This window comes from Campylobacter cuniculorum DSM 23162 = LMG 24588 (genome assembly GCF_002104335.1).
Lineage (GTDB): Bacteria > Campylobacterota > Campylobacteria > Campylobacterales > Campylobacteraceae > Campylobacter_D > Campylobacter_D cuniculorum.
In genome coordinates, this window is record NZ_CP020867.1 from 1570380 (window position 1) to 1587678 (window position 17299).

General features: G+C 29.2%; 23 protein-coding genes and 2 tRNA genes. 11 read left to right on the forward strand and 14 right to left on the reverse strand.

The annotated features are described in order from the left end of the window. Positions 1–3 precede the first annotated feature (3 nt). Genes CCUN_RS07765 through CCUN_RS07790 form a run of 7 tightly spaced genes read right to left on the reverse strand, consistent with a single transcriptional unit; the run spans position 4 to position 6120 of the window. On the reverse strand, positions 4–1119 hold the full coding sequence (locus CCUN_RS07765) for a DNA type IV secretion system protein ComB10 (RefSeq protein ID WP_027305942.1): 1116 nt from the start codon (positions 1117–1119) through the stop codon (positions 4–6). Positions 1120–1130: 11 nt separating this feature from the next. Then, positions 1131–2207 (reverse strand): TrbG/VirB9 family P-type conjugative transfer protein, encoded by a 1077-nt coding sequence (locus CCUN_RS07770; RefSeq protein WP_051521722.1) that lies wholly within the window; start codon positions 2205–2207, stop codon positions 1131–1133. Beyond that, positions 2204–2857: a VirB8 family type IV secretion system protein gene (locus CCUN_RS07775; protein WP_027305941.1), complete on the reverse strand. Its 654-nt coding sequence runs from the start codon at positions 2855–2857 to the stop codon at positions 2204–2206. Before CCUN_RS07775 ends, CCUN_RS07770 begins: the two co-directional genes overlap by 4 nt. A gap of 1 nt (position 2858) precedes the next feature. Then, positions 2859–2984: a hypothetical protein gene (locus CCUN_RS10180; RefSeq protein ID WP_269474144.1), complete on the reverse strand. Its 126-nt coding sequence runs from the start codon at positions 2982–2984 to the stop codon at positions 2859–2861. Next, positions 2981–5551 carry a VirB4 family type IV secretion/conjugal transfer ATPase gene (locus tag CCUN_RS07780; RefSeq protein ID WP_084483692.1) on the reverse strand — a complete coding sequence of 857 codons (2571 nt, stop codon included), beginning with the start codon at positions 5549–5551 and terminating at the stop codon, positions 2981–2983. Before CCUN_RS07780 ends, CCUN_RS10180 begins: the two co-directional genes overlap by 4 nt. 11 nt (positions 5552–5562) lie before the next feature. After that, positions 5563–5805, reverse strand: coding sequence for a hypothetical protein (locus CCUN_RS07785; protein WP_027305940.1), 243 nt, complete (start codon positions 5803–5805; stop codon positions 5563–5565). A 12-nt stretch (positions 5806–5817) separates the two neighbouring features. Beyond that, positions 5818–6120 carry a hypothetical protein gene (locus CCUN_RS07790; protein WP_027305939.1) on the reverse strand — a complete coding sequence of 101 codons (303 nt, stop codon included), beginning with the start codon at positions 6118–6120 and terminating at the stop codon, positions 5818–5820. Between the two features lie 889 nt (positions 6121–7009). On the opposite strand from CCUN_RS07790, the gene CCUN_RS07795 reads away from it, so the two are divergent. The 7 genes from CCUN_RS07795 to CCUN_RS07825 all read left to right on the forward strand — a co-directional run bounded on the left by CCUN_RS07795 (position 7010) and on the right by CCUN_RS07825 (position 10654). After that, positions 7010–8623 carry a relaxase/mobilization nuclease domain-containing protein gene (locus CCUN_RS07795; protein ID WP_027305938.1) on the forward strand — a complete coding sequence of 538 codons (1614 nt, stop codon included), beginning with the start codon at positions 7010–7012 and terminating at the stop codon, positions 8621–8623. A gap of 188 nt (positions 8624–8811) precedes the next feature. After that, positions 8812–9099, forward strand: a complete 288-nt coding sequence (locus tag CCUN_RS07800; protein ID WP_027305937.1) for a hypothetical protein — start codon at positions 8812–8814, stop codon at positions 9097–9099. Between the two features lie 38 nt (positions 9100–9137). Then, on the forward strand, positions 9138–9350 hold the full coding sequence (locus tag CCUN_RS07805) for a hypothetical protein (RefSeq protein WP_027305936.1): 213 nt from the start codon (positions 9138–9140) through the stop codon (positions 9348–9350). A 46-nt stretch (positions 9351–9396) separates the two neighbouring features. Next, positions 9397–9615: a type II toxin-antitoxin system HicB family antitoxin gene (locus tag CCUN_RS07810; protein ID WP_027305935.1), complete on the forward strand. Its 219-nt coding sequence runs from the start codon at positions 9397–9399 to the stop codon at positions 9613–9615. Further along, positions 9608–9814 (forward strand): type II toxin-antitoxin system HicA family toxin, encoded by a 207-nt coding sequence (locus tag CCUN_RS07815; RefSeq protein ID WP_027305934.1) that lies wholly within the window; start codon positions 9608–9610, stop codon positions 9812–9814. The genes CCUN_RS07810 and CCUN_RS07815 overlap by 8 nt, the downstream gene beginning before the upstream one ends. Before the next feature lie 34 nt (positions 9815–9848). Next, positions 9849–10349 (forward strand): Panacea domain-containing protein, encoded by a 501-nt coding sequence (locus CCUN_RS07820; protein WP_051521721.1) that lies wholly within the window; start codon positions 9849–9851, stop codon positions 10347–10349. Then, positions 10343–10654 (forward strand): hypothetical protein, encoded by a 312-nt coding sequence (locus CCUN_RS07825; protein WP_085296677.1) that lies wholly within the window; start codon positions 10343–10345, stop codon positions 10652–10654. Before CCUN_RS07820 ends, CCUN_RS07825 begins: the two co-directional genes overlap by 7 nt. Before the next feature lie 197 nt (positions 10655–10851). Here the strand turns inward: CCUN_RS07825 and CCUN_RS07830 are convergent, their stop codons facing one another. From CCUN_RS07830 to CCUN_RS07860, 7 genes are all read right to left on the reverse strand, one after another. Next, positions 10852–11133: a hypothetical protein gene (locus CCUN_RS07830; RefSeq protein WP_027305932.1), complete on the reverse strand. Its 282-nt coding sequence runs from the start codon at positions 11131–11133 to the stop codon at positions 10852–10854. 115 nt (positions 11134–11248) lie between these two features. Further along, positions 11249–11446, reverse strand: coding sequence for a plasmid mobilization protein (locus CCUN_RS07835; RefSeq protein ID WP_035175854.1), 198 nt, complete (start codon positions 11444–11446; stop codon positions 11249–11251). 105 nt (positions 11447–11551) lie between these two features. Then, positions 11552–11896, reverse strand: a complete 345-nt coding sequence (locus CCUN_RS07840; RefSeq protein ID WP_027305931.1) for a hypothetical protein — start codon at positions 11894–11896, stop codon at positions 11552–11554. Between the two features lie 10 nt (positions 11897–11906). Continuing rightward, on the reverse strand, positions 11907–12542 hold the full coding sequence (locus CCUN_RS07845) for a ParA family protein (protein ID WP_027305930.1): 636 nt from the start codon (positions 12540–12542) through the stop codon (positions 11907–11909). A gap of 160 nt (positions 12543–12702) precedes the next feature. Then, a complete protein-coding gene (locus CCUN_RS07850) occupies positions 12703–13092 on the reverse strand; it encodes a hypothetical protein (RefSeq protein WP_027305929.1) in 390 nt (129 codons plus the stop codon). Between the two features lie 62 nt (positions 13093–13154). Beyond that, a complete protein-coding gene (locus tag CCUN_RS07855; protein WP_027305928.1) occupies positions 13155–13631 on the reverse strand; it encodes a hypothetical protein in 477 nt (158 codons plus the stop codon). A gap of 152 nt (positions 13632–13783) precedes the next feature. Beyond that, the gene (locus CCUN_RS07860; protein ID WP_027305927.1) at positions 13784–14209 is read right to left on the reverse strand and encodes a hypothetical protein; all 426 of its coding nucleotides are present in this window, start codon (positions 14207–14209) and stop codon (positions 13784–13786) included. Between the two features lie 508 nt (positions 14210–14717). Between CCUN_RS07860 and CCUN_RS07870 the strand changes: the two genes are divergently transcribed. From CCUN_RS07870 to CCUN_RS07885, 4 genes are all read left to right on the forward strand, one after another. Beyond that, positions 14718–15098 (forward strand): hypothetical protein, encoded by a 381-nt coding sequence (locus tag CCUN_RS07870; RefSeq protein ID WP_027306080.1) that lies wholly within the window; start codon positions 14718–14720, stop codon positions 15096–15098. Further along, a complete protein-coding gene (locus CCUN_RS07875) occupies positions 15082–16206 on the forward strand; it encodes a site-specific integrase (protein WP_027306079.1) in 1125 nt (374 codons plus the stop codon). The genes CCUN_RS07870 and CCUN_RS07875 overlap by 17 nt, the downstream gene beginning before the upstream one ends. 770 nt (positions 16207–16976) lie before the next feature. Further along, a tRNA-Ala gene (locus CCUN_RS07880) sits at positions 16977–17052 on the forward strand. Positions 17053–17082: 30 nt separating this feature from the next. Next, a tRNA-Ile gene (locus CCUN_RS07885) sits at positions 17083–17159 on the forward strand. Positions 17160–17299: the final 140 nt, after the last annotated feature.

Consider the following 17299-nt stretch of genomic DNA (forward strand, 5'->3'; position numbering starts at 1 on the left):
CTCTCACTCCTCTATAAAATATTTCATCAACACTTCTTTGTTCTTAGGTTTGGAAAACCACATATGCTGTGTTGGCACAATGTAAATCCTTGACCCTGCTTTGATTTCAATCGTTGGTTTGATTTGACTTTGTTGTTGGATGATATCATCGACGATGGTGCCCACATCACTTTTAGCATTGGAATAGAGCTCTTGAGTGTATTGATTATTGCCCTTATCCACCTTAGAGGAAATGGTTAAGAGCAGGGCGTTTGTGAGCGTAGAAATTCCATAAGCTATCCCATATCTTTCAAAATACTTATTGTTTAAAGCCCCAATAGCCCCACTCATACCCATATTATCTGCAACAATAGCGTCAGTGAGTAAGATATTAATGCCTTGAGGTGTGATAATCTCCCTCCATTTAATCTCCAATCTGTTTTGACCGATTTTATTGTCGTTTTGATAAAAGCCTATGGCTTTAGACCCTCGAGGAATGAGCACAGCTTGACCCATAGCCGCATAGATGTCTTGCTCAACTTGAGCAGTGACTATACCGCTTAAATCACTTGAGATTGCTGTTGTGAGTGTGGCTGGAATCAAGCGTCCTGCTCTAATCATTCTATAGAGTCTGTGTTCATTTGTGGAAATGTCTATGCTTTTTTGATTAGAAAAACCATCATTTCCAAAGCGTGAATCATTACTAAAATCTTTAATCTCACTATTGCGACTTGCCAAAATACTATCTCTTAACAATTTCTTAATCCTTGCGTTTTCATCATAGACCATAGAATTTTGCAAAGCTTTATTCTCATTTCTTAGCTGTTCTAATTTTTGCTTAGCCTCTAAAGCCTTACTAAGATTATTGTCTTTAACATCTTTTGAGACATTATTCTCTCTATTATTCTCTCTATCCTTCTCATCCATATTAAGCAGTTCTTGGATTTGAGCGTTTTCATTCTCACTCTCTCTTATTCCCGCCTTATAGATATAATCACTCACAGGAAATTTAGAATTAAAAAGCTCTTTTAAGTCCTTATTTTTTGCATAAGAGCTTTGAGTTGCATTCTCTTCTTTAAATAAATCCTCTTGAGCATAAAGAGCCAAGCAAAGCATTAAAGAAATTGTTATTTTTTTCACCTTATTCCTTTTTACTCATAATTGTAGATTTTATATTCTGTATTGATTTGTTTTGTTTGTTGCTCTTTAGGCTCTATTCTTTCAACACAGACATAAGAATCACCTAACATAATGCTAAATTGTCGGGCTGTGGTTTCAGCAATGATATAATTGCCAATGACTCGAGTCTCTATAGGAGAGTCTTGTTTATCCACAACAACAAAGACTGAAGGAATTTGAGGCATTTTCTCCTTATCGTATTTAAAATAAGTGAATTGCTTATCATTAAAAATCTCCTCTGCTAAGAGCCAAGCATTTTCCTTTTTAGCCTTTTGTTTATAATGCTTGTATATATCACTTCTTTTCACTCTCACTTCCGCAATGCCCTCTTTGATGATGAGATAATCCTTATCAAGGAGTTCTTTCTTTTCCTCAAGTTCCTTTTGACTTTGCTCATCCTTGATATACACAATCAAATCAGGGTTTTTTGAACTCTTATAATCTGTTGAATAGATATAAAAATTGTGCAATTTATTGTCCTTAGTAAAAATGGTTAAACTTGTATCTATACCGATTAAAAGAGGTTTGATAGCAATTGCATTAGGAAGATTTGGAATCTCTTCAATCTTAAAACCTGTATTATCTCCTAAAATATAACTTTGAATGTCTGTTTGAAAAATGAGCGTGGTTGCCATAGCAAAGCGGGTTCTAATCTTTTGTGTCTTATCCGCTTCAAACATAATATTCGTTGTGTTTTCAAAGCCCTTATACTTTTTACTGAAAAAGCTTTGTTGTAGGGCTTTGAGATTTTGATTTCTTATAGCATTTTTCATCAAAGCAAGTTGGTCTTCATCAATTTGGTTTTGATTTTCATAGTTTTGCAAAGCCATAGTATCCTCATAGAGTTCTCTGTGATTGTTTGCATTCATCAAATCCGCATTATTATCCTTTGTCTGGGCTGAAGTGGAAAAATTATCTTGCACATATTTATTGAGGGCATTTCCACTCTTTGTATCAAGTTTATTATTGAATAATGTTTCTCCTTGTTGGGCTTGTTCAGCAAAAACTAGATTGAAAAACAAGGCAGACACTAAGATGATTTTTTTCATTGCTTTTCCTTTTCATTAAAATTAATATTAGATAGGGCATATTCTTTGACCACAAAGCCTGTAGGATTGCTCAAATTAGAACTATAGGTGTCCTCATTGGGCACAAAGTCATAATTAAGAGTGGCTCTGTAATTAAACCATCTTAATTCTGTCCTTTGTTTATTGCTTTGTTCAATGGTAAAATCAACGGTTGCAACATTCTTAGAGAGTATGGCAACATTGATAATCTTAACCGCTCTGTAAAGATTGCTTGTTGTATAAACAGAGTTTTTACTCTTAACAAGGTTTTGAAAGGCTTCCCAAACACTCCTATCACTTTGCACTCTTATGAGTTCATACCTTTGAATGTCATCAATTCTGTTAATGCTCTCTCTGTTTTGCACATAACCTGAGATTATGCTTTTAAGTAGTCCCACATCGCTTCTAATGTCTAAATTGGCTTCAGCAATCTTAACAAAATTACTCTCTGCATTAGAAAACATCACCAAATAAGGTTTAGTCTCTTTAAGAGGCGTTAAAAAGCTTATGGCTAAAGCCAAAAGCACAATGATAAAGGCTAAAATGATAATGGTATAGAGCATATAGGCTTTAACATTTCTTTCAAGCTTATAGATGAAATGAGGGTCTTTCTTATTATCCTTTACAATCATCTTAAGAAACCTTTACAATATCATAATTACAAGCACAAGGGCTTTTCTTTGGAATTTCCTTGCTCTTACTCGCACAAGCTGTAAAAAATAAAACTCCAAAAAGTGTGATACAAATTAATTTTTTCATTCCTCTTCCTCCTTTGTTGAAATGTCTTGTTTAACCTGTTCTTTTTTCTCTTTCTTTTCTTTTTCTAATTCTTCTTCAAGCTCTTTTAACTCATCCCTTTCATTGCTCTGTCTTAAATAATGACTTCTCCATTCATTAGGGTATTGCTCTTTAAGCCTTTTCATAAGCATGACATTATCACTTGAGCTCGAATACACTTTAAGATGAGAGCCAAGTTTGCTCAAATCAACATCCAAATAAGCACTCTCATTTCTTAGCCTCATCTTATCAAGCACTTGTCTTGCCTCCATAGAGGTTGTGGCAAGAAATTTAGCCTCTGCAGGAGTTAATCCTATGAGTTCCTCTAGGGCTTCAAGTTCTTTGGTATTGCTTGTAGGAAAAATAATAAAATTTGCAATATTGTTTAAAAAACTTGAAGCATAGTTTTGTTGTTTGAAAAGAGTTATGGTTTGATAACCCATACACATAATCCCTCCTATTTTTCTTACTTCCAAAATGGCTTCAAGGATTTTTTTACCCATAAGCTCATCAGACAAATAATCTTTGAGCTCATCAATGAAACAAAAGAATCCTCTTTTGCTCTCATTGTTTTTGGCTGAATTTTTAAGCTTATGAAAGATATACATAGCACTCAAACCTGCAATCTTAGGATTGTTTAAAATAGAATCCATATTGAGAACAGAGAGCTGTTTGTTAAAATTAAGAGCGTCCTCAACATTATTAAAGATACTATTTCTATAATTTTCAAATCTTATCTTTAAATTACTCTCCTTATTGCTCTCCGTCAAAGAGGTGAGGAAATTCTCAAAACTTAAAGTCTGCTCCTCTTTCTTACCCATTCTCAATCTTTTGAGTGTGGATTTAATGTCATTTCTTGCCTCGTGTTCCTCTTCTTTCAAACCCGCAGCCATTTCTAACCATTCCTCTAAAAAAGAGACATTTTCAGGGCTTGGATTATTAAGCAAGGAAAAAGGATTGAGTTTAAATTCCTTAGAATCGCTATCGTGGTATTCTCCATTCATATATTGTGTAAAATTAAACATCCCTCTTAGCTTATCCATAGCAAAAATATCAATCTTATATTTAAACAAATTTGTCATCAAAAATTGAGTGAGTGTGGTCTTACCTGCACCTGTTCCGCCTATAATTAAAGTATGACCATTAGGCTTGTCTCCAAATTCTTGGAAATGAAAATTAAACAAGAAAGGAGTGCCATTGAGATGTTTAAATTGTGTCACAGCCTCCTCGCCCCAATCATTGCGGTTAAAGCCTGTCACCTCGTTTTCAAAATTCATAATGGTTGCGACATTAGAAACCTTTAAAGTCTTTTTCCTTGCATTCAAATTGCCTCTGCTAGGAAAAAAAGAAAAAAATAAAGCCTTTTGATTGATACTTTCTCTCACCACATTGAGGTTTTGATTTTTGAGTATGCTCATAATTTCTTGGGTTTTAAGCTCTAATTTTTCCAAATTCTCATCTTTTAAAAGCATAGAATAACTCACTTTTAAAAGATTTTCCTTATCAGCCTTAACAAGCTCCATAAGCGTATCTAATTCCTCTTTGATAATCTCTTGTGAGAAGACTCTTGTCTCTTTAATCTTTTTAATGGCTTTTTCTTTTGCATAGGGCTGAATGTGTGCAAACACTAAAAACTCATTATCATTTTTCACAATATTGCTAGAGATTAAGGATTTAATCGTATCACTCTCATAGGCTTTAATGCTAATGAATCTTGCAAAAATCTCTTTGCCCTCATTTGTGTTAAAGATGAAATGACTCTTTTTAAACTCAAGGTCTGAACTCATATAAGAATCACTTAAAAGCTCATAATTGTATTTGAGCTTTGTCTCACTTGCATTCGCATAAGAGGCATAAAAATTAATCACTTCATCATTATGCATTAAACGCGGTTTATAAGAACCTAAACGAGTCTTAATATCATTAAAGGTCTCATTGAGTATATTGAGCTTAATCCTTAAATTCGCCTCACTCTTTTGAGCCTTTGTATCTTCAGAGCTTTTTTCTTTAATGCTTTCTAAAAATCCTGTGATGTTTTTATTAATCGTAGAAATCATTAAAAAATAACGCAATCTGTAGATATTTTGACTCTTTTGCCATTTGGAAGTTATCTCATTTGCATAGACATTCTCACTCTCTAGGGGCAGATGAGACACATCAGCAACCTTATCTTTTTTTACAATGATATTGAGTTCAATTTGAGGGTGCAATCTGGTAAAAAAATTCACTCTTCCGCTTAAACGATTGAGCTCCTCATCTAATTCTATAGCTGAATAAGACACGCCTTTTAATTCTATGCCCATACTCAAATTTCCATCGCGAGTGAGTATGAAATTTTCTTTAAATTTACAAGCAATATTTGTCTCTTCATCAACAGAACAAAGCTTAGGCTCTGCTAAGTTGAGTAAATTATCCGCACCTTGATTGATGTGATTGAAAGTATTTAAAATATTGTTTTCTTTTTCATCATTTTTAACAATATTTTTATCCTTGTTTTGAGTGTTTTTCTTTTTCAAATTATCTAAAAATGAAAAAAAATTTTTTCTCATCTCTCTTACCCTTAAGCATAAAATTTATTTGCAGAAATTTTGAATTTTGAACCGATAATCTCATAAATATCCTCGTCCAAAAATTCTAAAACTGAAAAGATTGCATATAAGATGACAACAACAGCTAAGGAATAAAAAAACAAGATGAACCAAGAGATAAATCCAGCGATGATAATGATAAACCATGACTTAGGAGTGAGACCCTTTATCTTAGTTTTTTTAGTCAATTCTGCAATACAAGTTGTTGTAATCATTTTTCTTTCCTCTTAGGTAAAAGTTCCTGCCAAACCATAAATCACACCGATTAAAATTCCTGCTCCAAAAAGAGACTTTGCATGAGTTTTAATCATCTCCATATTAAGATAAGCAATGATACACATAACAATAAACCAAAGCACACCAACGACCATTGTAAAAGTTTGTATCATACTTGCAATGGACGCACCCGCTTCAGTGATTTGTGAATTGACATCACCTTCTAATTGTGAGAGCACATTATTGCCCTTTGCATATAAAAAGAGAGGGGCAAAAACAAATAAAAAAGCAAAAAATCTTTTTATTTTTTTCATGTTTTTCCTTTCAAATAAAAAAATAAAATCTAAGTGTATTTAAAATCAAAATTTTAAAAAAGTGCGACTTTTTGCGGAAAGGTTTTTTATTTTTTGCTGTGAAAAATGTAAGAATAGGGATAAAATAATAAGGAGTTTTTCTTAAAAATATTTGAAAAGAATTTTTTTATTTACCAAATACAAAGTAAGAATAGGGATTGACTTTAAAAAGTAAATCCGCAAAAAGACAGACTTTGAATTTTTTAAAAAAAAATTTTCAAAACGCTATAAAAATTCAAAAAGACCCTATAAGAAATTTAAAAAAGAGTTTTATAGTCCTTTTTTTACCAAGTCTTTTAGGATTGATTTAGTCTTTTTTATTTTTACTTAGTCTTTTCATTTTTACTTAGTCTTTAAAATGAATGCGGTTTTTGATGCCAAATTGATTTTTAAAAAATAAAATGAACTTTCTTTATTCAAACAAAGTCTTAAAGAATTTTACAAAGTAAGCAAAGAAAAATATAAAGAAAAATATAAAGAAAAATATAAAGCTTAGTTTATGATGAAGCCTTCTTAGTCTTTAAAAATTTTTCTTAGTCTCTTAAAATATTTTCTTAGCCCTTAAGAATTTTTTCTTTGAGTTTTTTAAAAAGCATTGTTCAAAAAATCAAAAACACTTTTTGATTTTTATTTTTGATTTTTTTTAAAAATCAAAAATCTTTCGTTCTAAGTCCTATAAAATAGGGCTTAGATAAGAATTATTCACCTAAATGTATATACATTTAGGGTTATCCTGCATCTTTACAACGACCTCATTTTTTACTATAATATTTTTCACTTTAGCTCTTAAAAATTTTGCTCTTTAAGCAAAATATTTTTAAGAGCTAAGCAATAAAAAAGGGAGAGAATTGTGAGTGATTTTTTAAAAAAAATAAAAGACATGAGCTGGGAAGAGTATTGGGAGGAGTATAAAAAAATACCGAGTGCTTACACCAAAGAGGACTTGCCTCAAACACATAAAATTATTTTTGGAAAAATCATTCATTCTCAAAATATTTCTTCAAAACTCAATCATAATAAAGCCAAACAAGTTTTTGTAAAAAATATTGCAAATATGGATAGGCTTCATACAAAAAATGCTTTAAGCTATGCCTTAACAAAGAGTGAGAATTCTTTTCTTATGAATGAAAAAGGGGAGGAACTTTCTTTAAAAGAACTCATTAAAGATTGGAGCAAAACTTATGCAACAAGAGAGCATACAAAAGAGGCTTGGCATTTAGTTTTTTCTGTTGATGAAAATCATTTGAATGAAAAAAGTATAAGGGCTTTAAGAGAGAGTGTGAAAGAAACAATGTCTATGAATTTCTTTGGACACAAATACGCAATGATACTTCATAATCATCAAAGCAAACCGCACATCCATGTCATACTCAATAAATATAATTTCTTAGAACACAAGAGGCTTCATTTTCAAAAAAGAACAGACATAAAATATTTTTTTTCGCATTTAAGAGAAGACTTTTCTTATGCTTTAAGGGCAAGGGGCTTAAACTATGAAAATAAAAATCCTTTGGAAAAAGATTTGCGTTTAGCCTATGAAAAATCACAGAACCAAGAACAAAAAATTAACACAGACGCACAATTTGCTATCAGAGAACTTTATGCACAATTTAATGAAAAATTTCAAAAAGAAATTCAACTCAAAAGACAAAAAATCACTCACTTACAAGATGAGTATGAGAATATGAAAAAAACTCATGCAAAACTTGAGGAACTCTTAGAACAATACATCAGACATAAGAACAAAAAAATGTTTGCTTTGTATAAAGAACTCAAAGAACACGGCAAAGAAATGAGCTTAAAATCTAAAGAATGTATAAGAGAAATAAAACATTTCAATACCCTTCATTATAAACTTCAATACTCCCAACAAAAACAAAACGAACATTATAAAGAACAATTCCAAAATGTCTTAGCCAAAAGAAATTTCCTTCAAAATTATGAAAGATTATTTCCCAGACATAAAGGGGCAAGTAAAAGTGAGATACAAAATTATTATAGAGTAAAAAAATCTTTACAGCTTTCACAAAAAGAAGCAGAAAAAACTTTAAAAAATTATAGTGAGAATTTCTATAAGGATTTGTTTTATGAGAATACAAATCTTTTTGTTTTACAAAAACAATACAAAAGCCTTGATGAAAATCTTTACCGCTTAAAGAGTGCGGATTTTTTTCTCAAAGAAAAGGCTGAACCCTTTATACAACTTTTACAAAAAAACAAAGCATTCATTAAAGAATGCAGTGAAAAAAGATTTGCAAAAATAGAAAAAGCTGTCTTAGAAAAGAATTTTGGTAAAAATCAATTCTTATTAAAAGAATACACTTTTGCCTGTGAGTTTTTACAGAAAGAAAATAAGATGAAAAAGACTTTTACTGATAAAAAATTTCCTTCAAAATCTTATGAAAAAACACAAGAAAGATATAAAAATTCTACTCAAACACAGCATCAAAGTCTTAGGCTTTAATGCTGGGGGATTTGATTTAAAAAGAAGTTAAAATTTTAAACAAAATTGATTTTATCCTTAGTTAAAATTATAAAATTTTTCAAATTTTTAAGATGATTTTTATTAAATTTTAAATGTAGTTTAATATGTATATATTATAATGAAAAATAAAATTGATTAAGCTAAGTTGTGTTTAAAAAGGAGATAAAATGACAGAGGAAAAAGCAAGAGAAATCTTTCAAAAAGTGATGAAAGAAAAAAGACAAGTCCATGATCTATCTTCCGATAATGAGATATTAGATGATGAGAATTTGCATAATGGTATTAGTAAAAATGTGGCTGATTTTTTAAAACTCTATAATGAAAATAGCGAAGAAGCCTTTAAAGAATTTAAAGCTATGATAGATGAAGCAGAGGAATTATTTAAAGACATTATAGAACCTAGTGAGGAAGATATACAATGGGCTTTAAAGGCTTTAGAAGAAAAAGGACTTTAAATGTTATTAAATGTTATGATTGAAAAAAGGGAAGCAAAATGACAAGATTAGAGGCTTTTATGGATGGTTTTATGGGTCAAGCTGTTCAAATTGATACCCCTGATTTATGGGAATTAAGTGTGGCAATAAAAGAAAAACAAAACATATTAGAAAAAAAGAATAGAGCTATGGTAAAAAAAGAATTTAAAGATATAATCAATCCTACAGAAAATAAAGGAAAAATACAAAATCGATTGAAAAAAAAAGAATAAATATAAAGGAAAATTTTTTGTAAATTTTAGGTTAAAAAGGATTTAAATGTTGTTAAATGTTATTATTGAAAAAGATAAACATGGATATTTTGCTCGTATTTTAGAGCTTGAGGGCTGTGTTTCACAGGGCAATACTTATGAAGAGGCTTTAAATAACATAAAAGAAGCAGGAGAGCTTTATTTAGAAAGCCTTGAAAATGAAGAAAAAAGAATGATTGAAAATAAAACAACCTCAATCGTTCCTATGGTTTTAGCTAATGCCTGAATTACCCAGAATAACCGCAAAAGAAGCAGAAAAGCTCTTATTGCAAAATGGCTTTTTACTTGAGAGACAAAAGGGCAGTCATAGAATCTATAAAAAATATTCTCATAGAATGGTTATTCCACATCATAGTGGAGAAATTTTACATCCAAAAATTATAAAAGAACTTTTTGAAATGATTGAAAAAACAAAAGATGATTAATAAGAAGAGGGAATGAATAAGAAAAGGATACAAAATGAAAGCACAAAAAATAGCTAATGCTTTTTTAAATAAAGTGCCTATAGAAGCTGTAGAAAATGGAGAAGGCTTACACAAGATCAAATTACAAAAGCTTTTATTCTTCGCACAAGAGGAATATCTCTTTAGATATGAAGAACCTTTATTTGAAGAGAAAATAGAAGCGTGGCAACATGGACCTGTTGTTAGGGAAATTTGGAATGAATATGCTAATTTACCCTATTATATTATAAAAAATATTCCTCAAAAAGAGAACATTCCTCAAAAAGCACAAGAAGTTATCGATTTTATATGGTTAAAATATGGAGAAAAAGACTCTTGGTATCTTAGCAATTTAACATATTCTTATCAAATTTGGGAAGACAAAAGAAAACCTGAATATTTAGGCAGAGGAGAACTGACTTGTAAAGAAATTTTAGAATACAAAAAAGAATGTGAGAGAAATAAGGCAGAAGCAAGAAAATATATTGATAATATTGCAAAAGAATTTCTATGTTGAGCCTTTTTAAAAAACATGAGCTTGATGCAATTAACGAGGCTTTAAATAGAAGCATAGAAAAGGCTCATCAAGCTTTTAAATGTGAATGTGAGAAATTATGTCTTTGCACTTGTCTTTTTGGGAATTATTTTTCAAATAAACTCACTAAAGCATTATCTTATAATAAAATTTGTGAGATTTTATGGATAAAAATAAAAGAAGAATTTGATTATGAAATAAAAGATAATTTATTGTCAATTGTTTTAAATAATTCCTCTATTGATAGAGAGCTTTTTGAAAAACTCAAAAACATTTATTGTAAGTAAAAACAATTTTAAAATCATAAAAAAGAAAATAAAAGAGAATATTATAAAATAAATACCCCCGCTCTAAGTCGGGGAGGTTACTTAACTAAAAGTAAGCCATTCTTCAGCCAAGTTTTACACTTAGGAAGTCAAACAAGATAATTCTAACCAAACTATCTTAAAAATTTCATAAATATCGTTTAAAAATTTAAGAAATTTTATAATCTAAAGGGAAGAAATAAAAACAACCCGCATGACTGCAAAATTTTGATAGCAAAATATATTTCACAAAGCAAAAAAAGAATAAGCATAATAAAAAAAGATACTCTAAGAAGCCCTTGCTTTGTTATTTCATCTTTTAAATCCTCTGTAAAATCTGCAGTTTTTGAAGTAACACCATGATGTAATGGTGGAGTCATTCCTCTTTGAATGATTTCTTGTTTTTCTTCCTTTTCTTTAAGGACTTTTTCTAAGATTTCTCTTACTCTTTCCTCTGTCATTTTATTCCTCCTTTTTTACAAATCCTTTTGAATTTTAGCAAGTGTAATGATAACAGCCAAACAAGCTCCTAAAAAGCATATTGTTGTGATAATTAAAGCAACCATCACCTAAATCCTAATCAAAAATTTTCATTCTAAAATATTCTGACAGACTCAAATGCCTTTGTTCAGCCTTAGCATTAAGTTCTTTAAGCTCTTCTTCTGTGCAATAAAAAGAATAAACCTTGTCTCTTTTTCCTTGCGTTTTTTTAGTCCTGCCCTTTGTCTTTTTCTCCACACTCATATCTTTAAAATGATTTTTTAAAACACTCATTTTTAATCCTTTTTTTATTATTTTAAAAACATTAATCAATTCTATTAAAAATATGATTAACAATCCTTTAAATCATTTATCATTATTTTTATACCATTGATTAATTTATGTTTTATGTTTTAAAAACATATGAAAACTTAAAACACCCTCATCATTGATAAATTTCACATAGCCTATCCTATAACTTAAATCCCTCATCAAGGTAATTTCATATTCCTCAAAACTCCTATCATCAGAAAAACTTTTATCTTTAATAAAAATTTTCTCCTGTTTCATCACTCGCATAAGTTTAATGAGCCTCTTAATCTTTGGTATATGATGAGCACAAATAAAATCAATCAATTTCTTATCTTTATTGATAAAACCCCTACGAAAATATGGGATAAAATCAACGCAAATAAAATCTTTATCGCAATGATTAAAACTTGCAAATCGTTTCATAAAATCCATATCTTACTCCTTAATCTTTATTATATTCCTCTAATAATTCCGCAAAAAACTCCTCAAAATCCTTTTTAGCTTTGCTATACCCTTGCATTTGTGTGATACCTAAGCCCTGCGTTGTTGCTACTCTAACCTTTTCTCTATCATAAAGCACACTTTCTAAAATTTTAATGTTTTTATCTTTAATCTTATGCCTAACAAGTTCTTTAAATTCCTTAAGCTTATGTTTCAAACAAGCATTTGTAAAGGCTCTATTCATCACAATAAAACAACGCGAATTCTCTCTGTGCAAATTCTCATAAAGCTTAATCATATTACTTAAAACAGCCAAGTCATATTGTGAGGGATAAGTAGGGATTAATACAAGATGTGCTTTACTTAGAGCCTCTCTCATTTCCTTAGAATCGCGTCCGCCTGTATCAATCACAACACTATCAAAGCCTTTAATGTTTTCATTAAGCTCATCATAATACTTAAAACATTGTTCTTTCTTTTCTGCCTTTCTTAGTTCAACCCATAACTTAGCACTCTTTTGTGCGTCTGTATCAATCAAAGCACATTTATCACCCTCATCGCTTAATTTACAAGCTAAATTAATGGCTAAACTTGTCTTTCCACTGCCGCCTTTCTCATTAACTACCGCAATAATCATTTTTCATCCTTTAAAAAATATCATTTAAATATTTTAATAACATATTATAATATTATTAAAAATATTTAAAAAACTTATAAAACAATGATTAATCATTTAATCATATATTATTAATCATTTTTAAACATTATAAAAAATGTTTAAAATCATTGTTTAATACTTAAGATAAAGTTTTTTTAATCTTTACCAAGCATTCTTCTTTCTCCTCTTTCATCAATTTTTCAATCATAGCTTTTCGCACCTTACTCTTATCCTTATGAAGTTTTATGAGTTTCTTTTCAAGTTCATTTTTAAAATTCTGCGTCTCTTTAATCTCCTCATTGATTTTTTCAATCATCTTTTGTAATTCTTGCAAAGTATAAGAAGAAAGATACCTGTATTTATTTTCATTCTTAGCTTTTAAATTCTTTGTTTCATCAAATTTTGTTTCATCAAATTCTTCAAATTCAATGTCAATGACTTTTTTCTCATTATTCTTTGTTTGAGCTTCTTCAAAATTAATCTCCTCCATAACTTCAATTTCCTTAGTTTTTTTACTATTTTTTAACATTTTTACTCCTTTAATCTATATTCACTTTTAAACTCATTCTTTAACGCCTAAAATCAAAGATTTTATTCCTCCCCCAAATTCTCCTCCTTAATATCAAAACAATAATCAATGAATTTCTCCTCCTTCCTTTCAAAATCCTTATAAAATTGCTCTTTCTTCTCCACAAAATCAAATAAGGCTTTAGCACATTTCTCCCAAGCTTGTTTTAAATCTCCTTTATGAAAATTAAAGATATTAAATTTTTTAATCACCCTTTCATAAGTCTTAATGTCCTCATCTTCTTCAAAATCATTAAAACAATCACTAAAACATTCTATGATTGAAAGTTCATAATCATAAAAACACACTCTTAAAAGTAAAGCTTCCGCACCCTCATACTCAATAACAATCAATCTTAAATCATCCAAACAACCTTTTATATTTCTTAAAAACATATCAAAGGCTATTTTTTTATTGTTCGGATGTTTTTTTGAATAATAAATCACCTCATTAATAACGCAAATTTTGTTTTTGCTCTCCCTATCCTTTATAAAACTCATTTTTTTACTCCTTTAAACAAACATTAGCTTTAAAAAAATTATTTGAAAAATAATTCTAAGTTTTGTATAAATATTTTTTAACCTCCTCATCTTTAAAGTCTTTTAATTCTTTAACAGAATAATCTAAATAAGTCGCTTTCATCCTCTCCCCCTTAATTAAAATAACACCTAATTAAAATCATTTCCAAATCCTCATTGATTTGCTCTATATAAAAACTTTCAGCATAAAACCAATTCCCCATCCCCTTACGCTCTAAATCTTCTAAGTCTAAATCTTTTAAATCCTCATTCACATCAATCTCTTTTTTACCCTCTTTATAAAACCCGCAAAGCTTATTAAAAAACTCCTCCCCTAAATCCTTTTTATAAAGAATTTGAGTATAATTGTGTATATCGTTATCCACAATAACATTAACCCTTAATTCTTGCTCATCAAAAACACCCTCATCGATAGCCTCCTCATACATCTTAATGTATAAATCCGCTTCGGGCGTATCACCTAAATTATAAATAACTCTATCCGCAAACAAATTATAAACATCATCAATGTGAAGTTTAACATTAATAAAATCTCTCATAGTTCTCTCCTCTTTTTTTTATATTATAATTATACTATAACATACATTAAAATAAGCTTAATACAAATAAAAAAACAAAAACTTTTTTCACCCCTCCAACCCCTCCAACCCCAACTTCCTTTCCCTTTTTTCAGGGGGCGTTGCGGGGTCTCCCCGCTCTCCCTAAAACAAAGACTTAAAACCTTTAAGGCTTTGTTTTCTTTGAGAGCTTTATAAGCTCGAAAAGGAACGAAATGAGATAAGAAACTGCAAGTTTCTAGCTCATTGAGCCCTATAAAAACACCTAAAAACATTTTTTAAAAATAAGCTTTAATTAATAAAATAAATTATATAAAATAATTATAAGATACAAAAAAAATAAAACTAAAAATAAAATAAATTATATAAAACAATTACAAAATACAAAAAAATAAAATTAAAATAAACAATAACAAATCCAAAAAAAAAAAAAAATAAAATATAAAATAACATAAGCTTTAATTAATAAAAAAAATGTATAATTACAAGTATGACAAAAGAAGAGTTTAAAACTAAATTAACAGAAGCTGGATTTGATTTTGAAATGTTTGTGAATCTTTTATGTTACAATAAAAATACACTTTATCATTGGCTTGAGGGAGTAAGTAAATTTCCCTCTTTTATAGAACCTCTATTAGATTTATTAATAGTTCTTAAACAAAAAAGTCTTTCAGAATCTTCAGAAACTAAAATAAACACTCCATATAAAGATTTTGAGCAAGAAATTGCATATTATAAAAAAGCTATTGCTTTGAAAAAGGAAAATGATAAATTAGAAAATAAATTTGAGAGATTAAAAGATAAAAAAATAAAAGATTTAATCAAACAAAATTCCAAAAATAGAAAGGAAAACAATGAAAAACCTTCCTAAAAATAAAAATATCTATATTTATGGTAAAAAAATTTATATTGATTATTTCAAAAAAGGGAAAAGGATTAGAAAATCTACAGGACTAAATTATTCCGCTCTAAGCTTTGCTTTTGTAAGAAATCATTATGATTTATTTTTAGAAGAAAACATAAAAGATTTACAAGAAAAATATTATGAATTAGAACAACAACAAAGAAATTCTTTCAAACAAAACCCATCCATACCAAATACTTTTGACCAAATCAGCCAAATCTTACTTAAAGAAAAATCTTTCTTAAAAGCAAATACAAATCATACTTATTCAAGTCTAAGAAAGACCATACTCTCTTTTTTAGAAAAACATAATATTTTCTATTTGGATGATTTTAAAAGAGAACACAGCTTTCTATTTTTAGAAAACCTCAAAGAACAAAATTTAAAGCCCAAAACCATTACCTCTCTTTGCTTTTTCTTAAAGAACATATTTGATTATGCTTTAGAAAATGAAGCTCTTATCAAAAATCCCTTTTTCATCCCTAAAATGAAACAAAGCCTTAATCTCCAAAAAACACATTTTAAAATCTTTAGCTTGAATGAAATGATACATCTTATCAAACATTCTCAAGGAGATTTAAGACTTTTTTTGATTTTAGCTTTTTTTACAGGTGCTCGAACAGGTGAGATTTTAGCCCTACAATATAAAGACCTTGATTTTCAAAAGAATGAAATCCATATCTTTAAAAGTCTTTCTGTTGCAGGTATCATTGATACCCCTAAGACTAAATCCTCTCAAAGAGTCATTGATATGTTAGAACTCATCAAAGAGGAATTATTACCACTCAAACAAAAACATTCTTTACAAGATTTTATCATTAAGAGTAAAAGAACTTCATTGATGAGACAATTTTATCGCTTATTAGAAAATTTAAATTATGAAAAAAGGAGATTGTATGATACAAGGCATTCATTTGCAAGTTTAATGCTCTCTCAAGGTGAAGAGCCTATGTGGGTTGGTTGTAAGATGTTAGGACATAAGGACTTGAATGAAACTTTTAGAACTTATGCCAAATACTTACCAAAGGAAGTGACTCATCGTGCCACTTTCTTAAGAGGAATAAAATTGACATAAAAAAAGAAAAATTGACATAGTAGTCTTTTAATGTCCATTTTATCGATATTTTTTACAAACAAATCAAAGTCAAAAAAGACAAATTGACAGAGTAGTGTAGCCTAAAAGTATGGTTTTATCATAGTTTTAAATTAAATGCAATCTAAAATTTAAGCCCTAAATTAGGGCTTAAAAACAAAATTAAAATGAATATTTACAAATTTCTTTAAATTTTTATATCAATTCCAAAACTCAATTTCGCTCCTAACATATAATATCAATTCACGTCGCTTGTGATAATTCTTTATTCATCAGCTCTTCGTTTAACCGGGTCAATTCCCCATACAAAACACTAAAATCACCTGCTTATAAGTTGTCTATTTTAATGCAAGGATTTAAAGAATTGACATATAAATTTAATCTGCATTGTATTTAAATTTGTGAGGTTGTGGTTTCAAGCTCATTTTTTGCATTTTAATTTCTTTAAAAGTTTTTTCTGTTTAAAAAACCATTTTCATTTCGCCTATTTTCACACTTGCAAAATCATTGATTGAGTTTTTATCCTATGATTTAGCCTAACATTAAGTATCAAGTTTTTAAATATTTATTAAAAACTTGGTATAAATTAAAAACAATCCATAAAAATTTATACCCTATAAAATTTCTAAAATAACATTTAAAAAGAATAAATCTCATATCTGTTTTAAAAATTTTTCAAATCTTTCCAAGTCATTTAAGCTTATTTTTTAGTTTTTTATCTTAGAATTAGAGTTTTTATAATATACCCAAAAGGGGAATTAGCTCAGCTGGGAGAGCGCCTGCTTTGCACGCAGGAGGTCAGCGGTTCGATCCCGCTATTCTCCACCATAATTAAATTTTCATCTTTTAAATTCCAAAGGGACTATAGCTCAGCTGGTTAGAGTGCACCCCTGATAAGGGTGAGGTCACAAGTTCAAGTCTTGTTAGTCCCACCATATATTTTATTAGTGTATTGTCTGTTAATGTTTGAGTTAAATGTTTTATTATTTAATCTTTAAAAACATCAAAAAAATATCAAAGTATTTTTAAAGATTAAATTTGATTGAGTTTTTTGGTGGTTAAAGTATTTAACTCA

Coding starts and splice junctions, on each gene's coding strand:
- CCUN_RS07770 (WP_051521722.1), bottom strand. CDS start 2,207: ATGAAAAAAATCATCTTAGTGTCTGCCTTGTTTTTCAATCTAGTTTTT.
- CCUN_RS07775 (WP_027305941.1), bottom strand. CDS start 2,857: ATGATTGTAAAGGATAATAAGAAAGACCCTCATTTCATCTATAAGCTT.
- CCUN_RS10180 (WP_269474144.1), bottom strand. CDS start 2,984: ATGAAAAAATTAATTTGTATCACACTTTTTGGAGTTTTATTTTTTACA.
- CCUN_RS07780 (WP_084483692.1), bottom strand. CDS start 5,551: ATGAGAAAAAATTTTTTTTCATTTTTAGATAATTTGAAAAAGAAAAAC.
- CCUN_RS07785 (WP_027305940.1), bottom strand. CDS start 5,805: ATGATTACAACAACTTGTATTGCAGAATTGACTAAAAAAACTAAGATA.
- CCUN_RS07790 (WP_027305939.1), bottom strand. CDS start 6,120: ATGAAAAAAATAAAAAGATTTTTTGCTTTTTTATTTGTTTTTGCCCCT.
- CCUN_RS07800 (WP_027305937.1), top strand. CDS start 8,812: ATGACAGAGGAAAAAGCAAGAGAAATCTTTCAAAAAGTGATGAAAGAA.
- CCUN_RS07805 (WP_027305936.1), top strand. CDS start 9,138: ATGACAAGATTAGAGGCTTTTATGGATGGTTTTATGGGTCAAGCTGTT.
- CCUN_RS07810 (WP_027305935.1), top strand. CDS start 9,397: ATGTTGTTAAATGTTATTATTGAAAAAGATAAACATGGATATTTTGCT.
- CCUN_RS07815 (WP_027305934.1), top strand. CDS start 9,608: ATGCCTGAATTACCCAGAATAACCGCAAAAGAAGCAGAAAAGCTCTTA.
- CCUN_RS07820 (WP_051521721.1), top strand. CDS start 9,849: ATGAAAGCACAAAAAATAGCTAATGCTTTTTTAAATAAAGTGCCTATA.
- CCUN_RS07825 (WP_085296677.1), top strand. CDS start 10,343: ATGTTGAGCCTTTTTAAAAAACATGAGCTTGATGCAATTAACGAGGCT.
- CCUN_RS07830 (WP_027305932.1), bottom strand. CDS start 11,133: ATGACAGAGGAAAGAGTAAGAGAAATCTTAGAAAAAGTCCTTAAAGAA.
- CCUN_RS07835 (WP_035175854.1), bottom strand. CDS start 11,446: ATGAGTGTTTTAAAAAATCATTTTAAAGATATGAGTGTGGAGAAAAAG.
- CCUN_RS07840 (WP_027305931.1), bottom strand. CDS start 11,896: ATGGATTTTATGAAACGATTTGCAAGTTTTAATCATTGCGATAAAGAT.
- CCUN_RS07845 (WP_027305930.1), bottom strand. CDS start 12,542: ATGATTATTGCGGTAGTTAATGAGAAAGGCGGCAGTGGAAAGACAAGT.
- CCUN_RS07850 (WP_027305929.1), bottom strand. CDS start 13,092: ATGTTAAAAAATAGTAAAAAAACTAAGGAAATTGAAGTTATGGAGGAG.
- CCUN_RS07855 (WP_027305928.1), bottom strand. CDS start 13,631: ATGAGTTTTATAAAGGATAGGGAGAGCAAAAACAAAATTTGCGTTATT.
- CCUN_RS07860 (WP_027305927.1), bottom strand. CDS start 14,209: ATGAGAGATTTTATTAATGTTAAACTTCACATTGATGATGTTTATAAT.
- CCUN_RS07870 (WP_027306080.1), top strand. CDS start 14,718: ATGACAAAAGAAGAGTTTAAAACTAAATTAACAGAAGCTGGATTTGAT.
- CCUN_RS07875 (WP_027306079.1), top strand. CDS start 15,082: ATGAAAAACCTTCCTAAAAATAAAAATATCTATATTTATGGTAAAAAA.